Genomic DNA, 21,617 nt, shown 5'->3' with positions numbered 1-21,617 from the left:
ACTCCACCGGCGGGCTGGGCGCACCGGATATCTCTATGGATTGGCGCGCAGCGTCTGCGCGGTTGCGGACAGGTCGCCCGGTTCGCTACTAGATGCCCCCCAAAGCCGCCGCCTGCAACCGCGCGCGAACCGTCCGTTTCATGACCCTGATCCAGCGATATCTTTTGCGCCAGATTGCGCTGCCGGTCGTGGCGGCCTGCGCCGCCCTGGCCGGAATCGGGCTGCTGAGCCAGAGCCTGGACCAGTTGCAGCTGATCGTCGAACGCGGCCAGAGCCTGGGCGTCATGGCCAAGTTGACCCTGCTGGCCCTGCCCCAGCTGCTCAGCGTCATCCTGCCCATCGGTCTCTTCGTGGGGGCGTTGATCTCGCTGACGCGTCTGCAGCGCGAGCAGGAGCTGACCGCCATTTTCGCCAGCGGCGTCGGGCGCTGGTCCGCCATCCTGCCCGCCGGGGTGCTGGCCGGGGCCGCGACGGCGCTGGGACTGCTGACCACCCTGGTCCTTCAGCCTTGGGCGCAGCACGAGGCGCGCCAGCAGGCGTTCGAAATCCGAACCGACCTTGCGGCCCTGCTCGTCGAGGAAGGCAGCTTCGTCCAAGGGCCGGAAGGGCTGACCGTCTACGTCCAGAAGGTCGAGCAGAACGGGCTGCTGAAGAACCTCTTCGTCTATCTGGACAACGGCAAGACCGTCACGACCTGGGACGCGGACGAAGCGCGCTTCGGTCATGCCGACGGCGTGCCCGTCCTGCGGATGGGCCACGGTTCGATGCAGCGCTATTCCAAGAACGGCGTGCTCGAGTATTTCTCGTTCGACAGCAACACCTTCTCGCTCGCGCCTTTCACCCAGTCGGACCAGCGCATCCGCTACAAGCCGTCCGACCTTTTCCCCAGTGAGCTGTTCAATCCCTCGCCCGGTCTGATCAAGGACGTGGCGCCGCAGAATGAATTGCGCGCGGAAGGCCACTCCCGCATCACATCCCCTCTCTACGCGCTCGCCGCCATGGCGCTGGCCCTGACCGCCATCCTCGGCGGCGGCTACAGCCGGACGGGCTATTCGGCGCGGATCGCCAAGGCGGCGGGTGTCTTCCTGGTGTTGCGGGTCGTCGGCTACGGCGTAACCGCCGCCAGCGCCTGGAACGGGTGGATGAACATCCTTCAGTATCTGCTGCCGCTGGCCGCCACCGCCCTGGCGCTCTGGGCGCTGTTCCGTCAGCTGAAGCCGCGACACAGCCGGCTCAGGCCACTCATCCGAACCGTTCGGAGCAAGTTCGCATGAGGCGCTTGACCCTCCCCGCTCCGCGTCTGCGGCTGGGCCGCATCGAGCGCTATGTTCTGATCCAGCAGGGCCGCAGCCTGGCTGTCGCTCTGGCGGTCATCGCTTCGCTGGTCATGCTGATCGACTTCGTGGAGATCTCGCGCGGTCTGGGTTCCGACACGGACCTGTCGGGTGTCCGCATCCTTGGACTTATGTTCCTGAAGTCGCCGACGGTGATCCTTCAGCTGCTGCCGTTCGTCTTCCTGTTCGGCACCCTGGCCGCGTTCGTGGGGCTGAACCGGCGCAGCGAGTTGGTCGCCATGCGCGCGGCCGGCGTTTCGGCCTGGCGCTTCGTCCTGCCGGCCGCCGGCGCGGCGTTGGCCGGCGGCGTGCTGGTCATAACCGCCCTGGGGCCTGCGGCGGCGTGGGGTGACGGCCTGTTCCAGCGCGAGCGTGCCCGCATCTCCGGCGCCGTTCCGGGCACCGGCCGCCAGGAGGCGGTCTGGCTTCGTGAAGGTGACGACCAGCGCCAGATGATCATTCGCGCCGTACGTCAGGACCGCGCCTCGGGCCGACTGCTGGACGCCACCTTCTTCATCTACACGACGTCGCCGGGCGGAGAGCGCGACTTCAGCGAACGCATCGACGCCAAGAGCGCCACGCTTTCAGCCGGACGCTGGCGGCTGGTGGACGCGGTCGGCGCCCAGACCGGTCAGCGCGCGGTGCGCTACTCGACCCTCGACCTGCCCTCCAGCCTGGCCGATCGCGAGGCGTTCCAGCGTTTCGCCCGGCCGCAATCGACGTCCTTCTGGTCCCTGCCCGGCCAGATCACGCGGGTGGAGAACGCCGGCTTCTCGTCCACGGCCTACAGGTTGCGATTGCAGCAGCTGCTGGCCACGCCGCTGATGTTCGCGGCCATGTCGATCCTGGCGGCGGCCTTCTCGCTGCGCTTGATGCGGCTGGGCGACCTGGTGAAGATGAGCGTGGCGGCGGTCGTGCTCGGCTTCGCCTTCTTCTTCGTGAACCAGTTTTCGGCGGCGATGGGCTCGGCCGAGGTCGTGCCGCCATTCCTTTCGGCCTGGCTCCCGCCCGTTCTGACCGCGCTCGCCGCCTTCACCTTGCTGTTCTATACCGAAGACGGCTAAGCGCTGGCCGAAGGCTTGAGCAGCGACGGACAGAGTATGCGTCAGGAACGTCAGCGTCGATCGATGCGGTCGCAGCTGCGCACGGGCGCGGCGCTGAGCACGCTCGCGGCGATGTTCGTCTCCGGGGCAGCCTTCGCGCAGACTACGGCGGCGACGGACGCCGCCGCCGGCGACGGTCTGGGCGATGGCGGCGTCTATGTCGACGCCCAGTCCGCCACGCGACAGGGCGATCTGATCACCGCTCAGGGGGCCGAGCGCGGCGAACGCGCCTTGGTGCGGTCCCGGGGCTACACGCTTCGCGCCAATCAGGTCGCCTACGATCTGGGAACCGGGGTCGCCTCGGCGGCCGGGCAGGCCGAGATCGTCTCTCCGAATGGCGATGTCGCTTACGCCAGCCAACTGCGGACCGATGCTGAGTTGCAGGTCGGCGTCGCCGTCGATTTCGCCACCCGGCTGAGCAACGGCTCCAGCCTGATGGCCGCGACGGCCGTGCGGCGCGGCGAGAGCGCGAACGAGTTGAACTACGCGATCTTCACGCCCTGCCCGATCTGCGACGAGAAGGGAAATCCCAAGACACCCAGCATATCGATCCAGGCCGAGAAGGTGGTGCAGGACGAAGAACTGCGCGCCATCCTCTACCGCAACGCCGTGTTCAAGGTCGGCGGGGTGCCGGTCCTGTACCTGCCCTTCTTCTCGCACCCCGATCCGACGGTGGAGCGGGCTTCCGGCCTGCTGGTGCCCATCATCAACTACGACGACGGTCGGGGCCTGTCGGTAGAGACGCCGTATCTGCACGTCGTCTCGCCGTCCGAGGACTGGCTGATCAGCCCCCAGTTCAACGGCCGGGTCGCGCCGTTCCTGAACCTGCAATGGCGACGCCGCTTCGATGACGGCACGATCGTGCTGCGTGGGGGCTACACCTACGAACGACCATTTGGCGACTATGACGCGGACGGGGACGGCGAGGCGGACATTCCGCTGGAGACCGAAAGCCGTAGCTACGTCCTCGGCTGGGGCCGGTTCGACCCTGACGGCCCGTGGCGGTGGGGCTTCACCGCCGAGCGGACCTCGGACAAGACGTTGTTTGACCGCTACGACATCTCCAGCCCCTATCAGGACAACGGTCTGTATTTCGGCGACCAGCGTCGGCTGATCTCGCAGCTTTACGCGGAGCGTCAGAGCGAGCGGTCCTATGTGTCCGTCGCCGCCTTCTCGATCCAGAGCCTGCGCGTCGCCCAGACCAACGAGGACGCCCTGGGCCTCAATGTCTTCGAGGACGATGACAGCCTGCCGGTCGTGGCGCCGTTGGTGGACGCGCGGTGGGAGCCTGAGGCGCCGATGTTCGGCGGCCGCCTGCGGCTTCGCGGGTCGGCCGTCGCCCTGTTCCGTGACGCCTACGTCGGCTCGCCCGTGCTGCGCCCGGAGATGATCCCGGCGACGACCCTGGGCGCCGGCGGCGTCGACAGCCGCCGCCTCTCGGGTCAGGCGGAATGGCGCCGCATCGTCACGACGCGCCAGGGCTTGCGCTTCGAGCCCTTCGTCGATCTTCGCGTTGACGCCTATTCGATCGGCGACCTTCCGCCGGCGCTGGGCCTCGACGACGCCACCATCACTCGCACCCGCGCTGCGGCCGGTGTCGATCTCAGCTACCCGCTGTTCAAGCCGCTGAGGGGCGGGGCCTCGTTGATCCTCGAGCCGGTCGGGCAACTGCTGATCGCCAACGATCCGGACCTCGATCCGCGCATTCCCAATGAAGACAGTCAGACCTCTGCGCTGGACGAGACCAGCCTGTTCGCCGTCGACCGCTTCCCCGGCTACGACCTGCTTGAGGGCGGAGCCCGCGTCACGGCCGGGGCCCGCGCCACGCTGCGCTGGGCGGGGGGTCGCACCGCCAGTCTGTTCGTCGGCCGCAGCCTGCGCGCGGACCGCGAAGACGGGTTCCGCGTCCCGATCCCGGACAATCTCACTGACCTGTATGACCCCACCGGTCTGGCCGATCGCACCTCTGATTGGGTGGTTCAGGCGGACTTTGAGCCGTCGGACCGCATTCGCGGGCGCGCACACGCCCTGATCGATTCGTCCGGCGACATCCGCCGCGCCGAAGCCGCGCTCGACGGTCGCTGGGGCCGCCGCAACCTAGCGACCGTCAACTACATCGTCGATCGCTCCAATCCCGTCGAAGGCCCGCTGAACCGCAATTACGAGTTCGTGCAACTGACGGCGCAACAGTTCGTCTACGGCAACTGGGGCGTCGCGACCGCCGGCATCGCCGATCTGGACCGAGATCAGATCACGCGCTCCGAGGTCGGACTACTGTTCGATGACGATTGTGTGCGTTTCGAACTGGGCTACCGCCGCGACAACACGCGCGTGCGGCCCACTGGCCCGTCGGAAGGCGTCTATGTGCGCCTAAACCTCGCCACTTTCGGCGGTTCAGGATATGGACGCAGCGAACAACGCTGAGCAGCCCGCTCAGACACGCTGACACGGGGCGCGACCTCCCCTTTTTCGGAGGGTCGAGGCGCAATGAGGAACCGAGACGAACATGGGTCTTAAGCGTTTCACGACGGGGGTCGCGCTGGCGGCGCTCCTGGCAGGCTCGGCTTACGGCCAGTCGGCGCCTACCGGCCCGGCCGCTGGATCGCTGAACCCTGCGGCCGAGCAGGCGCCGGCGGCCGCCGGCGCTGCCGCAGCGCCTGAGTTCGACTTGGCCGACGGCATCATCGCCACGGTCAACGACAAGATCATCACGGGCTTCGACCTGCGCCAGCGCATGCTGCTGCTGATCGCCACCACCCAGGTCCGGCCGACCGAGGAGAACCTGCCCGCCATTCAGCAGCAGGCTCTGAACGCTTTGATCGAACAGCGCCTGCAGGACGAGGAATTGGCCAAGTTCGAAAGCCTGAAGGTCACCGACGCGGAAATCGATCAGGAGATCGCCGATATGGCGACCCAGGCCGAGACGACGCCGGCGAACTACGTCGCATTCATGGAGCGCGGCGGCATCCGCGCCGACACCCTGCGCGAGCAGCTGCGCACCGAGATCGGCTGGCGCCAGCTGGTCGGCGGCCGCTTCAACAGCCGCGCCCGCGTCAGCCGCGCCCAGGTCGAGCAGTCGATGCGCCAGCTGACCGCCGCCGCCACCAAGCCCCAATATCTGGTCGGTGAAATCTACCTGGAGGCCACCCGAGTGGGCGGCCAGCAGGCGGCCCTCAGCGGCGCTCAGCAACTCGTGCGCCAGATGGTCGAGGGCGCGCCCTTCCAGGCCGTCGCTCGCCAGTTCTCGGCCGCCCCGACCGCCGCGCGCGGCGGCGACGCCGGCTGGGTCGTTCAAGGCACCGTCCAGCCCGCGCTGCAGACCGCCTTCGATCAGCTTCAGCCGGGCCAGCTGTCGAACCCCATTCCGGTCGAGGGCGGGGTCTACATCATCTACATGCGCGACAAGCGTGACGGCACGGCCACCAGCCTGGTCTCGATGAAGCAGATCATGGTCCAGGCCCCGGAATCGGCGTCGCCCGCCGATGTCGCCGCCGCGACGCAGAAGCTTGAGGCGATGCGCGCCGGCCTGACCTGCGACAACATTCTGCAACGCGCCACGTCGGAACGCGGCGTGCTGGGGTCTGACCTCGGCGAGGCCGACGTCGCCAACCTGGCGCCGCAGTTCCAGCAGGTCGCCCGCTCGGCCGAGGTTGGCACGGTTTCCACGCCCGTTCGCACGCCGCTGGGCGTCCATCTGCTGGCCGTCTGCGGCCGCCGCCTGGGTGGCCCGGAAGCCCCGACCTATCAGGACATCGAAGGCCGCCTGCGCAGCCAGACCCTGGCCATGCTGGGTCGTCGCTACATGCGCGACCTGCGCGCCGATGCCCTGATCGAGTACAAGTGACCCCCGCGCCCGCGCCCCTCGTCCTCTCCCTGGGAGAGCCGGCGGGCGTCGGGCCCGAGATCGTCATCGACGCGTGGCGGGCGCTGAAGGATGGGGACATCCCCTTCGCTGTGGTCGGTGACGCCGGCCTGCTGAGAGCCGGCGGCGCCCCGGTGGTCGAGGTCGGCTCGCCCATCGACGCCCGCGGCGTCTTTCAGCGTGCCTTGCCGGTTATCCAGCATCCCATCGCCGCCATCGTCACGCCGGGCCGGCCGGACCCTCGCAATGCGCCGGCCGTCGCCGACTGGATCGAGACCGCCGTCAGCCTGGCTCTGGGCGGCGAGGCCTCGGGTGTCGTCACGGCGCCCATCGCCAAGGCGCCGATGTACGCCTCCGGCTTCCGTTTCCCCGGCCACACCGAGTTCATCGCCGAACTGACCGCCGATGCGCCGTTCAGCGGCGTGCGCGGCCCGGTCATGATGCTGACGGCCCGCGACCTGCGCGCTTGCCTCGTCACCATCCACGTCGCCCTGGATCAGGTGCCGGAGCTGCTGACGGCCGAGCGGATCACCCGCACCGCCCGCGTCACCCACGACGCCCTTCGCCGCGACTTCGGCCTGGCAAATCCGCGCCTGGCCCTGGCCGCTCTGAACCCCCATGCGGGCGAAGGCGGCGCGCTGGGCATGCAGGAGATCGAGACTCTGGCGCCGGCGGCCCAGGCCCTGCGCGCCGAGGGCATCGACATCACCGACCCGCGCCCGGCCGACACCCTGTTCCACGACGAGGCGCGGCGCACCTATGACGCGGCCATCTGCCTGTACCACGACCAGGCCCTGATTCCGGTGAAGACGCTCGACTTCTGGGGCGGCGTCAACGCCACCCTGGGCCTACCCGTCGTGCGCACTTCGCCCGACCACGGTGTCGGCTTCGATATCGCCGGCAAGGGCGTGGCACGCCCGGACAGCCTGATCGCCGCCATCCGCCTGGCCGCCGAAATGGCCGCCGCCCGGCGCCGCGCCGCATGAACCTGCCCAGCCTGCGAGAAACGCTGGACGCCCACGGACTGGCGGCAAAGAAAAGCTTCGGCCAGCACTTCCTGCTAGACCTGAACGTCACGCGAAAGATCGTCCGTCTGGCCGGTCCTTTCGAGGGCCGCGCCGTCATCGAGGTCGGACCCGGTCCCGGCGGCCTGACCCGTGCCCTGCTGGAAAGCGACGCAGGCCGCGTGGTGCTGGTCGAGAAGGATGCGCGCTTCATCCCTCTGCTGTCCGAGCTGGACGACGCCTCCGGCCGGCTTGCGATCGTCGAGGGCGATGCGCTGAGGGTAAGGGAGGCGGACCTGATCGACGGCCCCGCCCACGTCGTCTCCAACCTGCCCTACAATGTCGGCACGGCCCTGCTGCTGAAGTGGCTGACCGGCCCCTGGACGCCCGTCGCCATGACGCTGATGTTCCAGAAGGAGGTCGCCGAGCGGATCACGGCCGGCCCCGGCGACGACGCCTACGGCCGTCTGGCAGTCATCAGCCAGGCCCTGTGCGAGGCGCGCATCGTCATGCACCTGCCCGCCGCCGCCTTCACCCCGCCGCCCAAGGTCGCGTCCGCCGTAGTTCATCTGACGCCGCTGGCGGGCCGCCCGGCGCCGGACCGCATCGCTCGGCTTGAGCGCGTGACCGCCGCCGCCTTTGGTCAGCGCCGCAAGATGCTGCGTTCAAGCCTGAAATCGCTGGGCGGCGGCGCCCTGTGCGAGGCCGCCGGCATCGAAGCGGATGCTCGCGCCGAAACCATCGACATCGCCGGCTTCCTGCGCCTCGCGGACGCTCTAAAATGACCGGCGCCGTCGAACCCTTCCGCGCCATCGGCGTCAGCCGTCTGGCCCACAGGCTGAAAAGCGAAGGCCGATCGGTCATCCACATGGAGTTCGGCCAGCCCTCGACCGGCGCCCCCGCCGCCGCCATCGCCCGCGCCCACACGGTGCTGGACAGCGACGCCATGGGCTATTGGGAAAGCCCCGAACTGCGCGGGCGCATCGCCAGGCTCTACGCCGACCGGCACGGGCTGGATGTCGACTCCGACCGCATCCTGCTGACGTGCGGCGCATCGCCCGCCCTGGTGCTGGCGCTCAGCAGCCGCTTCCAGGCCGGCGACCGCATCGCCCTGGCCCGCCCCGGCTACGTCGCTTACCGCAACACGATCCGCGCCCTTCACATGACGCCGGTGGAGATCGCCTGCGGTCCCGGCACCGGCTTCCAGCTGGCCGCCGCCCATCTGGAGGCGCTGCACCTCGCCCCACACGGCGTCATCATCGCCAGCCCCGCAAATCCCACCGGTTCGGTCATCAGCGACCCCGAGCTGAAAGCGATCGCCGACGTCTGTCGCCGGCGCGGCATCGCGATCATTTCGGACGAAATCTACCACGGTCTCAGTTACGTCGGTCCCACGCAGAGCCTGCTGGCCTTCGATCCCGAAGCCCAGGTCATCAACAGTTTCTCCAAATACTGGAGCATGGCGGGTTGGCGGCTGGGCTGGCTGGTCGTGCCGCCGTCCCAGCTGGACGCAGCCCGCGCCTACATCGGCAATCTGTTCCTGACCCCGCCGTCGCTCAGCCAGCACGCCGGCCTCGCCGCCATGGACGCGCATGGCGAGCTGGAGGGGCATATCGACACCTACCGCGCCAATCGCGCCCTAATGCTGCAGGCCCTGCCCGCCCTGGGCCTGCAGCGCATCGCCCCGCCGGACGGCGCCTTCTACATCTGGGCCGACATCGGCCACCTGACCAACGACAGTCCCGCCTTCTGCGAACAGCTGCTGCGCGAGACCGGCGTCGCGACCGCGCCAGGGGTCGATTTCGACCCTGTCGAAGGCCATCGCTTCATCCGATTCAGCTTCGCGGTCTCGACGTCGGAGATCCAGGAGGCGCTCAGCCGCCTGATCCCTTGGTTCCAGGATAGACACGCCAACTCAAGGCGTTAAGGTCGCCGCGTTCGGGACCGTACATTTGCATCACGATCATCTTTCCATTTTTACAGCGCTGTCTGTCGTCGTCGCCGTCTTCTGTGGTTGGACGGCGCTGAATCTGTTCGACCGGGTGCGCGCGCACAGCCGGACGACGGGTCGCGTCTGGCTCGCCGCCGCGGCGCTGACGATGGGCGGCGGCGTCTGGTCGATGCATTTCATCGCCATGCTGGGCTTCGATCCAGGATCCCCCATAAGCTACGAGATCGGGCTCACGCTTCTCTCGTTCCTGCTGGCCGTCGCAGGGACAGGCGCCGCCTTCTTCTTCGCCTCGCGTCCGGGCGTCGGCCGGACCGGCGTCATGCTGGCCGGCGTGATGATGGGACTGTCGGTGTGCGCCATGCACTATGTCGGGATGGCGGCTCTCAGGACGACCGGGTCGCTCGGCTACAACCCCTCGCTGGTTCTGTTCTCGGCCATCATCGCCATCGTCGCCTCCACGATCGCCCTGTTCGCTGCCCGATTGGAGCGTTCAGCCCTTTGGCGCGCAGGCGCGGCGACCGTCCTGGGGCTGGCCGTCGTCGGGATGCACTATACCGGCATGGCCGCGCTCGAGATGACGATGGTCGCCGGCGACCCTGTCACACCCGGCGCACCGCCGGTCGTTCTCGCGATCACCGTCGCGGCCTTCAGCCTGTTCATCCTCTTTGTGGCCCTGGGCGCCGCCCTGATCGATCAGCGCAACAGCCTGATGGCGACCATCGACGCAGGCGGCGTGGGCTACTGGGAGCTGGCCCTGCCTTCTCGTGACCTGTGGGTGTCAGAGCGCGCGCGCCGCATCATCGACATCGATGCAGGCCCTTTCACGCAGGCCGACTTCGCACGTCGCCTGCTGCCGCACGACCAGGCCCTGCGCGAGGCGGCGCTGGAGCGCGCGCTTGCGGGCGACGAGCCGTATGACGTCGAGGTGCAGCTTCTGGACACGGGACGCTGGATCCAGCTGCGGGGGCGCCTGTTGCGATCGAGCGCCGGCCGTCCTTACAAGCTGGCAGGCGTGGTCACCGACATCACTGACCGTCGTCAGGCCTTCATCGACCTTGAAACCGCCGAGCGTCGTCAACGGCTTCTGATCAACGAGCTGAACCATCGGGTGAAGAACACCCTCGCCACCATCCAGTCGATCGCCACCCTGACCGCCCGCCGAACACCCGACGTCCCCAGTTTCCAGCGTGTTTTCGAGGCCCGGCTGATCGCCTTGTCCAACACCCATAACCTGCTGACCGCCAATGGCTGGGAGCGCGCCGACCTGCGGTCGATGTTGGAGCAGGAGTTTCGTCCCTTCGCGCCCGAGCAGGTGCGGTTGAACGGCCCCGAAATTCTGCTGCAGTCGTCAGAAACGCTGGCTCTGGGCCTCGTGGTGCACGAGCTTGCCACCAACGCCGCAAAATACGGCGCGCTCTCCACCGCGTCAGGCTGCGTCGACGTTCGCTGGCGCCAGGGCGACAATGACCTGCTGACGATCGAGTGGGAGGAGACCGGCGGGCCCGAAGCGCGCGAGCCGGTTCAAACCGGCTTCGGCAGTCGCCTGATCCGCAAGAGCCTGGAGGGAATGCTGAACGGCTCTGCCCAGATCGACTATCGGCGAAGGGGTCTGCACGCGACCTTGCGTTTCACGCGCAAGCCTGCGGACGATCAGACGCTTTCGCTCAACAACGACGCCTTGTAGCCCGCCACCCACAGGTTGCGCCGTCGGCTGCTGCGTTCGGCGTGATAGATGTGGGCCAGCTCGGCGTACGACCTGTCGAAATCGTCGTTGACGAAGACGTAGTCGAACGCATCGCAGTGCTCGATCTCGCCCTTGGCGTTCCTGATCCGCCGCTCGATCACCTCTTCCGCGTCCTGTGATCGGGTCACCAGGCGGCGGCGCAGCTCCTCCAGGCTGGGCGGCAGGATGAAGACCCGCACGGCGTCCTCAGGGCATTTCGCGGCCACCTGCGCGGCGCCCTGCCAGTCGATGTCGAACAGCACATCGCGGCCCTCCGACAGCGCCCGGTCGATCGGCCCACGCGGCGAACCATAGCGCTGGCCGTGGACGTCGGCCCATTCCAGAAAGGCGTCAGCGTCGATCAGGCGCTGGAACTCGGCATGATCGACGAAATGATAGTCGCGGTCCGGCACTTCGCCTGGCCGGGGTGCGCGCGTCGTCATGCTGATCGACAGCTCAAGCCCGCGGTGGTCGGCCATCAGACGGCGGCACAGCGAGGTCTTGCCGGCCCCGGACGGGCTGGCGACGATCAGGAGGACGCCCCGGCGGGGCGTGCGGTCATTCGACATGGGAACTTAAGGCTGGGTCGGACGCGCGGCGCCCGGCGGGTTCATGGTGATGACGGCTTGGCCGCCAGCGGCAGGCGCCTCCCCCGGCGCGGTCATGGGCACGGTCGGCGCGGTCTCGGGTGTCGTCGGCGCCGGCGCATCAGGCGGCAAGCCCGCGCGCTGCCGCTCGATGGCTCGCCAGCGCGCCACATTGGCCAGATGCTCGTCATAGGTCCGGGCGAAGGCGTGGCCGCCCGTCCCGTCCGCGACGAAGAACAGCTCGCCGGTGCTGGGCGGGCTCAGCACCGCCTTGATCGCCTCCTTGCCCGGGTTGGCGATGGGCGTCGGGGGCAGGCCGTCGATCTGATAGGTGTTCCAGGGCGTCTGGCGGTCCAATTCAGAGCGACGGATGCCACGACCCAGCGGCCGGCCCTGGGTGATGCCGTAGACGATGGTCGGATCGCTCTCGAGCCGCATGCCACTACGCAGCCGGTTGGAGAAGATGGCGGCCACGCGCGGCCGTTCCGCCGCTAGCCCCGTCTCCTTCTCGACGATGGAGGCCAGGATCACCGCCTCTTCGGGCGAGCGCACGACCGTCGCCTGGCTGCGTCCGGCCCAAAACGTGGCGAGGTTTTCGTCCATGGCGTGCTGCATCCGCGCGATGACCTCGCTGCGTGTCTCGCCGCGTGTGATCTCATAGGTGTCGGGCCACAGGCTGCCTTCCTCGGGAACCTCTGGCGCCGCCCCGGTCAGGATGGCTTCCTTCATCAGGATGTCGATGGCCTGGGCCGACGACCAGCCTTCCGGCAATGTCACGAAGTGGCGCACCACCTGCCCGCTGGTCAGAAGGCCGATGACATTGCTCAACGAGGCCTTGGTCGGCACCTCGTACTCGCCCGCCCTGAGACGCCGATCCGCACCGGTCAGGGTCGCCGCCGCCTTGAACATGTCGGTCGAGCGGATCACTCCGGCGGCGCGCAGTTGAGCCGCGATGGCCGAGACGCCCGATCCCGAGGACAGGGTCACCACGGTGCTGTCGCCCTGCCGCGCCGAGGGTCCGGGCCCGTAGAATACGCTCCACGCCACGGCGAGCCCTGCGATCAGGAACAGGCTGAAGGTCGCCGAAGCGGTCAGCAGCGCAACGACCCAGCCTGGCCGTTTCTCAACCGTCCCCCGGCGGCCGAAGACCATCTCAATCGACCTTCTTGAAGATCACCGAGGCGTTGGTGCCTCCGAAACCGAAGCTGTTGGACATCGCCACATCGATCTTCATCGGCTTGCCCTTGTGCGGGACCAGGTCGATGGCCGTTTCATGCTCGGGGTCGTCCAGGTTGATGGTCGGCGGCGCGATCTGGTCGCGGATGGCCAGCACGCAGAAGGCTGCCTCGATGGCCCCGGCGGCGCCCAGCAGGTGGCCCGTCATCGACTTGGTGGACGACACAGCCAGGTTCTTGGCGTGATCGCCGACCAGCCGCTCGACGGCCCTCAGCTCGATCCAGTCGGCCATGGTCGAGGTGCCGTGGGCGTTGACGTAGTCCAGGTCCGACGGCTCCAGCCCGGCACGCTTCAGCGCCATCTTCATGGCCCGCAGACCGCCGTCGCCGTCCTCGGCTGGGGCGGTGATGTGATAGGCGTCGCCGCTCATGCCGTATCCGACGACCTCGGCGTAGATGGTCGCGCCGCGCGACTTGGCGTGCTCGTACTCCTCCAGCACCAGGATGCCGGCGCCCTCGCCCATGACGAAGCCGGCGTGGCCCCGGTCCCACGGACGCGACGACGTCTCGGGCGTGTCGTTATAGGCGGTGCACAGCGCCTTGCAGGCCAGGAAGCCGGCGATGCCGATCGGCACGATGGAGCTTTCGGCTCCGCCCGCGATCATCACGTCGGCGTCGTCCAGCGCGATCATCCGCGCCGCGTCGCCGATGGCATGTGCGCCGGTGGCGCAGGCCGTCACGACCGAATGGTTCGGCCCCTTCAGCCCGTGGCGGATCGAGATCTGCCCCGAGGCCAGGTTGATCAGGGACATGGGGATGAAGAAGGGACTGACGCGGCGCGGCCCCTGCTCCTTCAGAATGATGGCCGTGTCCGCGATAGGCCCTAGGCCGCCGATGCCCGCGCCGACCATCACGCCCGTACGCTCGCGGTCCTCTTCGCTCTCGGGCTTCCACCCGGCGTCGTGCAGCGCTTCATCGGCCGCCGCGATGGCGTATAGGATGAAGTCGTCGACGCGCTTGCGGTCCTTGGCCGACATGATCTTGTCGGGATCGAAGTCGCCCTCGCCGCCCCCGCCGCGCCCGTCCACCGACGGAACCTCGCCGGCGATGGTGCAGCCGTAGCCCTCGGTATCGAACGCCGTGATCGGGCCGATGCCCGACTGGCCTTCGACAATGCCCCTCCAGCTCTTCTCCACGCCCCAGCCCAAGGGGGTCAGAAGGCCGATGCCGGTTACGACGACGCGACGCATACAGGCTCCAACAGCTACGGATTCTCGTCAGCCGTTATCTAGAGAGGCCTGGCCCGTGAGGCTAGGCCTGAACGAAAACGGCCGCCGGGTCGCCCCGACGGCCGCGATATCGATGGCGCTGAAGGCCGGGCGATTACGCCGCGGTCTTCTCGTCGATGAACTTCACCGCGTCGCCGACGGTCTGGATGTGCTCCGCCGCGTCGTCGGGGATTTCGATGTCGAATTCTTCTTCAAAAGCCATGACCAGTTCGACGTTGTCGAGCGAGTCAGCGCCCAGGTCGTCAATGAAGCTGGCCTTTTCCGTGACCTTGTCCGGATCAGCGTCCAGGTGGTCGATCACGATCTTGCGGACCCGTTCGAGCGTATCGGACATGCGTCTCTCTGCCTTGTCTGCCGCCGTTGGTCGGCGAGGTTGGTAAGCTTTGCCGTCTCACGAGAGCGCCGGCGGTGCAAGTCCCCAACGCGAGCGTGGCGACGGGGGTTGCGTTGGGGCCCTTTAGCACGGGCTTGGCGAAGTGAAATAGCCCGTAACCGGGCGTGATCGCCAAAGATCAGATCATCGCCATCCCGCCGTTCACGTGCATCGTCTGCCCCGTGACATAGGCCGCCTCGTCGGACGCTAGGTAGACGGCCGCCGCCGCGATCTCCTCGCCCGTCCCGAGCCTGCCGGCCGGGATACGCCCCAGGATCGTGTCCCGCTGACCCTCGTTCAGCACGTCGGTCATGGGAGATGCGATGAAGCCCGGGGCGATGCAGTTCACCGTGATGCCGCGCGAACCCACCTCCTGCGCCAGCGACTTGGAGAAGCCGATCATGCCGGCCTTCGACGCCGAATAATTGGTCTGGCCGGGGTTGCCGGTGACGCCCACGACCGAAGTGACGCCGATGATTCGCCCCGTCCGACGCTTCATCATTCCTTTCACGACCGCGCGGGTCAGGCGGAAATAGCTCTCCAGATTGACGGTCAGCACCGACTGGAAATCCTCGTCCTTCATGCGCATCAGCAGCTGATCCTTGGTGATGCCGGCGTTGGCGACCAGGATGTCCAGCGGCGCGTTCGCGACCGCTTCGGCCGCCCCGACCAGGCCGTCGACCGAGGCCGGATCGGACAGATTGGCGGTGGCGAAATGCGCGCGCTCGCCCAGCGACGCCGCCAGATCGGCCAGAACCGCTTCGCGCGTGCCCGACAGGACCACGGTCGCGCCTTGCGCATGCAGCGCCCGCGCCACTGCGCCGCCGATGCCGCCGGTCGCGCCGGTGACCAGTGCCGTCTTGCCAGTCAGGTCGAACATGTCACGTTCCTCTTGAAACCAGAGGGCGGTCCTAACCGAGGCCGCGCCGCACCGCCAGAGGAACGCCCCATGTCCGCCGCACGTCTGATCACCAGCCGCCGTTCGCTGTTTCTGGGCGCCGGCGCCCTATCGCTTGCCAGCCTCAGCGGGTCCGCCTGGGCCCGCTCGGCGGCCTTCCCACAGACCCAGGCCGTCCTCGACCGCCTGATCGCGGAACAGAAGCTGCCGGGCGCGGCCGTGGGCGTGCGCACGCCGTCCGGGCAGGATGTCTTCCTGCAGGCAGGCCGCCTGGACTTCGGCGATGCGCCGGGAGTGGATCGCGACAGCCTCTTCCGCATCTATTCGATGACCAAGCCGGTCACCGGCACGGCGGCTGCCCTTTTGATCGAAGATGGTCGGCTGACGCTCGATACGCCGGTCGCCGATATCATTCCCGAGTTCGCCCATCTGACCGTGGCGATCGATCCAGAGACGAGTCTGGAAGCCCGCCCTGCGCAGCAGGTCATGACGATTCGCCACCTGCTGACCCACACCAGCGGCCTGACCTACACCATCGCCGGTCACAACTTCGTCCAGAACGAATATCGCCGCCTCGGCGTCCTGCCCTTCACCGGAGCGCTGGAGGCCGGCGACGGGGCCCGTGTCCGCGATCTGGACGCCATGGTCGCGGCCCTGGGCCGGATCCCGCTGCTGCATGAGCCAGGGACCGCCTACAACTACAGTGTCGGCTTGGACGTGCTGGGGCTGGTGATTCAGCGCGTGTCGGGCATGTCCTTCCCCGAGTTCGTCCAGCGGCGCCTGTTCGATCCGATCGGCATGACGAGCACGGTCTGGCAGCTGCCTGCCGGCCGCGCGATGGCCCAGGTCTACGACTATTCCAACGGCGGCCGCACGCCGGCGGTCGGCGCCTCTGCGGAAATCTATTCGCAGCCTGTGACGCTCTTTGCGGGTGGCGCGGGTCTGATCTCCTCGGCGAAAGACTATCTCGCCTTCCTGACCACCCTGCTGAACGACGGCCGCGCCGGGACCGTAACGGTCATGAAGCCTGAGACGGCGCGCCTGGTCCGCTCCGACATCCTGCCGCCCCCGCTCGATTTCTACGGCAACGGCTACGGCTTCGGCGGTTTCGTCGGTCGGCCGGGCGGGCGGGAGCCCGGCGCCTATGGCTGGGACGGCGCCGCCGGCACCAAGGCCTGGCTGGACCCCGAACGCCGGTTCGCCGCCGTAGCCATGGTCCAGTTCTTCCCCTGGGGCGCAGTCGATATGGAGACGATCAAAACCGCCATCCTGGCCGACGTGGCGGCGCTTTAGCGAAAGTCCGGCCTATCGATAGCCTATCAGACGCGCGCTTTCGGAGGGGAACTGCAGGGAGGGAATGCCGTCAGATCGACACCACATTCCATGCAGGTTTGAACCGGGAGAAAGTGTGTGCGCCACTCTGTTTGACCGGCTCTCTCCTCCCTGCGACTGAAGGAGCTTCTCCAACACCGAGGGCAATTCGTAACCAATCCGGCCAGAAGCAACAATCCGACGCCGAGGAGGCAGAAGATAAATACGGCGCCGTATGCGACCGGCACCCAATGGCTCACAAGCCTCGCCAAGTAGGTCGCAAGATAGGCCTGCGAGAGCCAAATGACCAAACGTCGCCAACCTAGCACTAGACTCCAGTTGTAGACGCTCGGCCAGCGCATCGCGGCGCTACCTCAGCGACGCCGCGAAGGCTTCCAGATCGGCCGGCGTGTTCAGTGACAGACTCTCGGCTTCCGGCGCGATCCGTTTGGCCATGCCGGACAGCACCTTGCCAGAGCCGACCTCGACGAAGCGCGTCACGCCGCCCTCGGTCGCCATCCACTCCATCGATTCGCGCCAGCGGACGCGGCCGGTCACCTGTTCGACCAGCAGGCGACGGAATGCCTCGGGAGCCGTTTCAGGCCGCGCGGTCACATTGACGACCACGGGCACGGCGGGGGGCATGAAGACTGCGGAGGTCAGAGCCCGGTCCATCTCGTCCGCCGCCGGCTGCATCAGCGGGCAGTGGAAGGGCGCCGAGACGTTCAGGGGAATGGCGCGCGCGCCCAGTTCCTTGGCCTTGGCGATGGCTGCTTCGATAGCCGCCTTGTCGCCCGAGATGACGACATTGCCCCGATTGTTGTCGTTGGCGACGACGCACACGCCGGCCTGCGAGCCCACCGCAGCGGCGGCCTCGGCCAGGGCGAGGTCCGTCTTCGGTCCGATCAGCGAGGCCATCGCGCCCTGCCCCACGCCCACGGCGCGCTGCATGGCCTGACCACGGAGTTTCAGCAGTCGCGCTGTGTCCGGCACGGTTAGAGCGTCCGCTGCGGCAAGCGCCGAATATTCGCCCAGCGAGTGGCCCGCGACGAAGGCGGCGACGGTCACGTCGATGCCGAACTCAACCTTCAACACGCGCATGGCGGCCAACGAGACGGCCATCAGCGCCGGCTGGGCGTTCTCGGTCAGGGTCAGCTGATCGTCCGGCCCTTCGCGCATCAACACCGACAGCTTCTGACCCAGCGCCTCGTCCACCTCGGCGAAGACGTCGCGCGCACTGGCGTAGGCGTCCGCGAGTTCGGCGCCCATGCCGACCGACTGACTGCCCTGACCAGGGAAGAGAAGCGCGAGGGTCATCAGAAACTCCGTGGACTGCGAGAACGGGCCGCGATTTAGGCGCGCAGCGATAGGCGCGACCTTCCGGTGGGGCAAGCGGGCCTCGACCGACACTCGCGGATTGCATATGCAAGGCCGTGCACGTAGGTGGCCGCATGACCGATGACGTCTGCTTCTGCGAGCGTCTACGCCGCGCCTCTCGCGTCCTTAGCCGCGCCTATGACCAGGCCCTGTCGCCGCACGGGCTGACGGAGACGCAGTTCTCGATCCTGCGCAGCCTCGGCGCCGGCGACCACACCCTCGCCCGACTTGCCGAGGCGGGCGGCTATGAAAAGAGCGGCCTCTGGCGGACCCTGCAACCGCTCATACGCGACGGTCTGGTCGAGACCGCCACCGGGCCGATCCGCAGCCAGACGATCCGCCTGTCGTTTGCCGGGCGAGAACGCCTGGCCGCCGCCCTGCCCGACTGGAGCGCTGTCCAAGCCCGCCTCGACGATGGCCGCACGCACCGCAACGACCGCCTCCTGTCGCTGCTGTCTGAGCTTGAAGCCATCGTCTGAGGCGCGGCATGCGCCCAATCGCTTGCCGGCCTGGGCCTTTTCCCCTATACGCGCCCGCTTTCCAGGGCCTCGGTCCCGGAGCGGAGAACCAAAGGGTTCGGGAAGTCATCCCGGCCGCCGCCTCGGGATCCATCGTGGAACGGACTTTAACCCGGTCCCTCCGCGCCGAAGCCCCACAAGGGAGACTGCCAATGGCTCTTTACGAGCACACGGTCATGTCGCGCCAGGACATCAGCGCGCAACAGGCCGAAGCGCTGAACGACACCATCAAGGCTCTGATCGAAGAAGGCGGCGGCACCGTCGCCAAGATCGAGTACTGGGGTCTGCGCAACCTGACCTATCGGGTGAAGAAGAACCGCAAGGCGCACTATTCGCTGCTCGCCGTCGACACGCCCCCGGCCGCCATGGCCGAGGTCGAGCGTCAGCTGTCGATCAACGAAGACGTGCTGCGCTGGCTGACCGTCCGCGTCGAGGAACTCGACCTGGAACTGTCGCCGCTGCTGGCGCGTCGTGAGCGCGAGCGCGAGCGTGAACGTGAGCGTGGTCCCCGTGACGACGCTCCCGCCGCCGAAGCCGTCTAAGGAACCCGGAACATGACCGACACCACTGGCCCGACCCCGGGCGCACCGGCCGGCTCCGGCCCCGCCCGTCGCCCCTTCTATCGTCGCCGCAAGGTTTGCCCCTTCTCGGGTCCGAACGCGCCGAAGATCGACTACAAGGACGTGAAGCTCCTGCAGCGTTACGTGTCCGAACGCGGCAAGATCGTGCCCTCGCGCATCACCGCCGTCTCCCAGAAGAAGCAGCGTCTGCTGGCCCAGGCCATCAAGCGCGCTCGCTATCTGGCCCTCCTGCCCTACGTGGTGAAATAAGATGAAGGTCGTTCTGCTGGAACGCGTCGATAACCTCGGCGCCATCGGCGACGTCGTCACTGTCAAGGACGGCTTCGCCCGCAACTTCCTTCTGCCGCGCGACAAGGCCCGCCGGGCCACGTCCGCCAACCTGAAGGCGTTCGAACTCGACCGCGTCGCCATCGAGCAACGCAACGACAAGAACAAGGCCGACGCTCAGAAGATCGCCGACAAGATCGACGGTCAGACCTACGTCATGATCCGTCAGGCGGGTGAAACCGGCCAACTGTACGGTTCGGTCGCCGGTCGCGACGTCGCCGAAGCCGTCCAGGCTGAAGGCGCCAAGGTCGAGAAGTCGCAGGTCGTTCTGCACGTCCCGATCAAGACGCTGGGCGTTCACGAGGTGGCGGTTCGTCTGCACGCCGAGGTTCGCGCCACGGTGAAGATCAACATCGCTCGCTCGGCCGACGAAGCCGAGCGCCAGGCCAAGGGCGAAGACGTCATCGCCTCGCAGTTTTCGAACGAGCGTGAAGCCGCCGAACAGGCGGCCCAGGAGCTCATCGAAGGCGGCGCCGGCCAACAGGAAGGCCTGGGCTTCGAAGCCTAGGCTCGACCAGTTGCACAATGATCAGGGCGCGTCCTTCGGGGCGCGCCCTTTTTCATTTTGATCAGGAGCCACCGAGGAACGTCGGCCGCCCTCGGCAGAGCGCACCGGTCCTGATTTTGCCGCGATCCACAGCGCAGCTTACGCCTTCAACACCCGGGGGCCGGATGCGCTTGAAATTCTTCGCCGCTACGCTGGCGCTCGTCCTGTTGGCCGGCTCTGCCGAGGCCATGTCGGTCGATGCTTTTCTGACAACAGCGCGCGCCGTCCCCCAGAACCCCACAGCCCTGCTTCGCCCCGATGCGCGCCGTCTGATCGGCGAGTTTCGCGGCGCCATGCGGACAGTTCGCCAGGAACAGGCGGCGGCCAAGGCCGCCGGCCGATCGACCACCTGCATCCCCGATGAAGTCAGGCTCAGCCCTAACGACATCCTGGCCCGCTTTGGCGCCATCCCGGCGGGCCGGCGCTCGATCAGCGTCACCCAGGCCGTGCGCGAGTGGATGACCGAACGCTACCCCTGCGCTTGATCCACTGAGCCTGTCCGTAAATCCGTCCTCGCGACGCCTCATATGTTCTTGCTTTGTTCCAGCGTTGCGCGCATCTTCAGGTCATGGCCGAGGCGGCGAAAGGACGAGGCGCGCGCTCCAATGCGACCGGGCGATACGAACGTCATGTTCAGGACGTCTTCGACGACGGTTGGACGTCCGAAGACGTCGAGCCGGCCCAGCTGCGGACCCAGCTCACGCCCGAATACGCCCGCACCATCATCGCCCGGAACACCAGTCCGGACATCGGCTTCGACCGCTCCATCAACCCCTACAAGGGCTGCGAACATGGCTGCATCTACTGTTACGCCCGTCCGTCCCATGCCTGGATGGGCCTATCCCCGGGCCTGGATTTCGAGAGCCGCATCTTCTTCAAACCCGAAGGCGCGCGTCTGCTGGAACAGGAGCTCGCCAACCCACGATACAGGTGCAAGCGCATCCACATAGGTGGCAACACCGACCCTTATCAGCCCGTCGAGCGAGACTTGAACGCCACCCGCGCGATTCTCGAGGTGCTCGAGCGGTTCAGTCATCCGTTCTCGATCATCACCAAGTCGGTGCTGATCGCGCGTGACGCCGATATTCTCGGTCCTATGGGAAGGCGGGGCTTGGCCTCGGCCTTTGTCTCCATCACGACGCTCGACCGGGGCTTGGCCCGCGCCATGGAGCCCCGAGCGTCCACGCCTGCCAAGCGACTGGAAGCGATCCGTCGGCTGACCGACGCCGGCGTGCCCGTAGGCGTCGGCTTCGCTCCTGTCATCCCGGGCCTCAATGACCACGAGATGGAGGCGGTGCTGGAAGCCGCTTCGAAGGCGGGCGCCACCAGCGCCATGTACGTCACGCTGCGGCTGCCGCTGGAGATCAAGGATCTGTTCCGCGAATGGCTGTCCGACGCTCGTCCCGATCGCGCCGCCCGCGTCATGTCCCTGATCCGCCAGACCCGGGGCGGCCGCGACTACGACCCCGACTGGTCTCAGCGCATGAAGGGAACCGGACCGATCGCGGATCTTTTGGCGATGCGGTTCAAGGCGGCGATCAAACGCTACGGTCTCGACGCGCCGAGGTACCAACTGGACGAAACCCAGTTCAAGGTCCCGCCGGAGTTCCGCCCGCAGCTCGAGCTGTTCTGAAAGGCGCCTTGCTTTGCCTTCCTG

At 67.5% G+C, this 21,617-nt stretch carries 21 protein-coding genes; 15 read left to right on the top strand and 6 right to left on the bottom strand.

The window, feature by feature from the left end; all coding sequences use genetic code 11:
- The first annotated feature begins 92 nt into the window (after positions 1 to 92).
- From ASG17_RS10340 to ASG17_RS10305, 8 genes are all read left to right on the top strand, one after another.
- The gene (locus ASG17_RS10340; protein ID WP_235560403.1) at positions 93 to 1,274 is read left to right on the top strand and encodes an LptF/LptG family permease; all 1,182 of its coding nucleotides are present in this window, start codon (positions 93 to 95) and stop codon (positions 1,272 to 1,274) included.
- The gene (locus ASG17_RS10335; protein ID WP_056102684.1) at positions 1,271 to 2,398 is read left to right on the top strand and encodes an LptF/LptG family permease; all 1,128 of its coding nucleotides are present in this window, start codon (positions 1,271 to 1,273) and stop codon (positions 2,396 to 2,398) included. Before ASG17_RS10340 ends, ASG17_RS10335 begins: the two co-directional genes overlap by 4 nt.
- Positions 2,399 to 2,461: 63 nt before the next feature.
- On the top strand, positions 2,462 to 4,861 hold the full coding sequence (locus ASG17_RS10330; RefSeq protein ID WP_235560402.1) for an LPS-assembly protein LptD: 2,400 nt from the start codon (positions 2,462 to 2,464) through the stop codon (positions 4,859 to 4,861).
- Positions 4,862 to 4,943: 82 nt separating this feature from the next.
- Positions 4,944 to 6,281: a peptidylprolyl isomerase gene (locus tag ASG17_RS10325; protein WP_200935053.1), complete on the top strand. Its 1,338-nt coding sequence runs from the start codon at positions 4,944 to 4,946 to the stop codon at positions 6,279 to 6,281.
- Positions 6,278 to 7,285, top strand: a complete 1,008-nt coding sequence (gene pdxA / locus ASG17_RS10320) for a 4-hydroxythreonine-4-phosphate dehydrogenase PdxA (RefSeq protein WP_056102679.1) — start codon at positions 6,278 to 6,280, stop codon at positions 7,283 to 7,285. Before ASG17_RS10325 ends, pdxA begins: the two co-directional genes overlap by 4 nt.
- Entirely contained in the window at positions 7,282 to 8,088 is an 807-nt protein-coding gene (rsmA, locus tag ASG17_RS10315; RefSeq protein ID WP_056102677.1) for a 16S rRNA (adenine(1518)-N(6)/adenine(1519)-N(6))-dimethyltransferase RsmA, read from the top strand. Before pdxA ends, rsmA begins: the two co-directional genes overlap by 4 nt.
- Entirely contained in the window at positions 8,085 to 9,230 is a 1,146-nt protein-coding gene (locus ASG17_RS10310) for a pyridoxal phosphate-dependent aminotransferase (protein ID WP_056102674.1), read from the top strand. The genes rsmA and ASG17_RS10310 overlap by 4 nt, the downstream gene beginning before the upstream one ends.
- A 25-nt stretch (positions 9,231 to 9,255) precedes the next feature.
- Positions 9,256 to 10,938, top strand: a complete 1,683-nt coding sequence (locus tag ASG17_RS10305; RefSeq protein ID WP_056102671.1) for an MHYT domain-containing protein — start codon at positions 9,256 to 9,258, stop codon at positions 10,936 to 10,938.
- Here ASG17_RS10305 and gmk read toward each other — a convergent pair.
- From gmk to fabG, 5 genes are all read right to left on the bottom strand, one after another.
- Positions 10,905 to 11,546, bottom strand: a complete 642-nt coding sequence (gmk, locus tag ASG17_RS10300) for a guanylate kinase (protein ID WP_056102668.1) — start codon at positions 11,544 to 11,546, stop codon at positions 10,905 to 10,907. The genes ASG17_RS10305 and gmk overlap by 34 nt on opposite strands.
- 6 nt (positions 11,547 to 11,552) lie before the next feature.
- Positions 11,553 to 12,716 (bottom strand): endolytic transglycosylase MltG, encoded by a 1,164-nt coding sequence (gene mltG, locus ASG17_RS10295; protein ID WP_056102664.1) that lies wholly within the window; start codon positions 12,714 to 12,716, stop codon positions 11,553 to 11,555.
- Between the two features lies 1 nt (position 12,717).
- Positions 12,718 to 13,989 carry a beta-ketoacyl-ACP synthase II gene (gene fabF / locus ASG17_RS10290; RefSeq protein WP_056102661.1) on the bottom strand — a complete coding sequence of 424 codons (1,272 nt, stop codon included), beginning with the start codon at positions 13,987 to 13,989 and terminating at the stop codon, positions 12,718 to 12,720.
- A gap of 133 nt (positions 13,990 to 14,122) precedes the next feature.
- On the bottom strand, positions 14,123 to 14,362 hold the full coding sequence (locus ASG17_RS10285; RefSeq protein ID WP_013270001.1) for an acyl carrier protein: 240 nt from the start codon (positions 14,360 to 14,362) through the stop codon (positions 14,123 to 14,125).
- Positions 14,363 to 14,540: 178 nt separating this feature from the next.
- A complete protein-coding gene (gene fabG, locus ASG17_RS10280) occupies positions 14,541 to 15,281 on the bottom strand; it encodes a 3-oxoacyl-[acyl-carrier-protein] reductase (RefSeq protein ID WP_056102656.1) in 741 nt (246 codons plus the stop codon).
- 69 nt (positions 15,282 to 15,350) lie between these two features.
- Between fabG and ASG17_RS10275 the strand changes: the two genes are divergently transcribed.
- Positions 15,351 to 16,592: a serine hydrolase gene (locus ASG17_RS10275; protein WP_056102652.1), complete on the top strand. Its 1,242-nt coding sequence runs from the start codon at positions 15,351 to 15,353 to the stop codon at positions 16,590 to 16,592.
- Between the two features lie 387 nt (positions 16,593 to 16,979).
- On the opposite strand, the gene fabD is transcribed toward ASG17_RS10275, so the two are convergent.
- Positions 16,980 to 17,927, bottom strand: coding sequence for an ACP S-malonyltransferase (gene fabD / locus ASG17_RS10270; protein ID WP_056103437.1), 948 nt, complete (start codon positions 17,925 to 17,927; stop codon positions 16,980 to 16,982).
- Between the two features lie 134 nt (positions 17,928 to 18,061).
- On the opposite strand from fabD, the gene ASG17_RS10265 reads away from it, so the two are divergent.
- The 6 genes from ASG17_RS10265 to ASG17_RS10240 all read left to right on the top strand — a co-directional run bounded on the left by ASG17_RS10265 (position 18,062) and on the right by ASG17_RS10240 (position 21,593).
- Positions 18,062 to 18,466 (top strand): MarR family winged helix-turn-helix transcriptional regulator, encoded by a 405-nt coding sequence (locus tag ASG17_RS10265; RefSeq protein WP_056102648.1) that lies wholly within the window; start codon positions 18,062 to 18,064, stop codon positions 18,464 to 18,466.
- 191 nt (positions 18,467 to 18,657) lie between these two features.
- A complete protein-coding gene (gene rpsF / locus ASG17_RS10260; protein WP_056102645.1) occupies positions 18,658 to 19,047 on the top strand; it encodes a 30S ribosomal protein S6 in 390 nt (129 codons plus the stop codon).
- A gap of 12 nt (positions 19,048 to 19,059) precedes the next feature.
- The gene (gene rpsR, locus ASG17_RS10255; protein ID WP_056102642.1) at positions 19,060 to 19,335 is read left to right on the top strand and encodes a 30S ribosomal protein S18; all 276 of its coding nucleotides are present in this window, start codon (positions 19,060 to 19,062) and stop codon (positions 19,333 to 19,335) included.
- 1 nt (position 19,336) lies between these two features.
- The gene (gene rplI / locus ASG17_RS10250) at positions 19,337 to 19,921 is read left to right on the top strand and encodes a 50S ribosomal protein L9 (protein ID WP_056102640.1); all 585 of its coding nucleotides are present in this window, start codon (positions 19,337 to 19,339) and stop codon (positions 19,919 to 19,921) included.
- A gap of 164 nt (positions 19,922 to 20,085) precedes the next feature.
- Complete coding sequence (locus ASG17_RS10245) at positions 20,086 to 20,445, top strand: hypothetical protein (RefSeq protein ID WP_056102637.1); 360 nt, start codon at positions 20,086 to 20,088, stop codon at positions 20,443 to 20,445.
- Between the two features lie 83 nt (positions 20,446 to 20,528).
- Positions 20,529 to 21,593 carry a PA0069 family radical SAM protein gene (locus ASG17_RS10240; RefSeq protein WP_056103435.1) on the top strand — a complete coding sequence of 355 codons (1,065 nt, stop codon included), beginning with the start codon at positions 20,529 to 20,531 and terminating at the stop codon, positions 21,591 to 21,593.
- Positions 21,594 to 21,617 lie beyond the last annotated feature (24 nt).

Source organism: Brevundimonas sp. Leaf363, from assembly GCF_001424025.1.
GTDB lineage: Bacteria > Pseudomonadota > Alphaproteobacteria > Caulobacterales > Caulobacteraceae > Brevundimonas.
The sequence above is the reverse complement of the archived record's forward strand: the minus strand, read 5'-3'. Positions and strand labels throughout refer to the sequence as shown.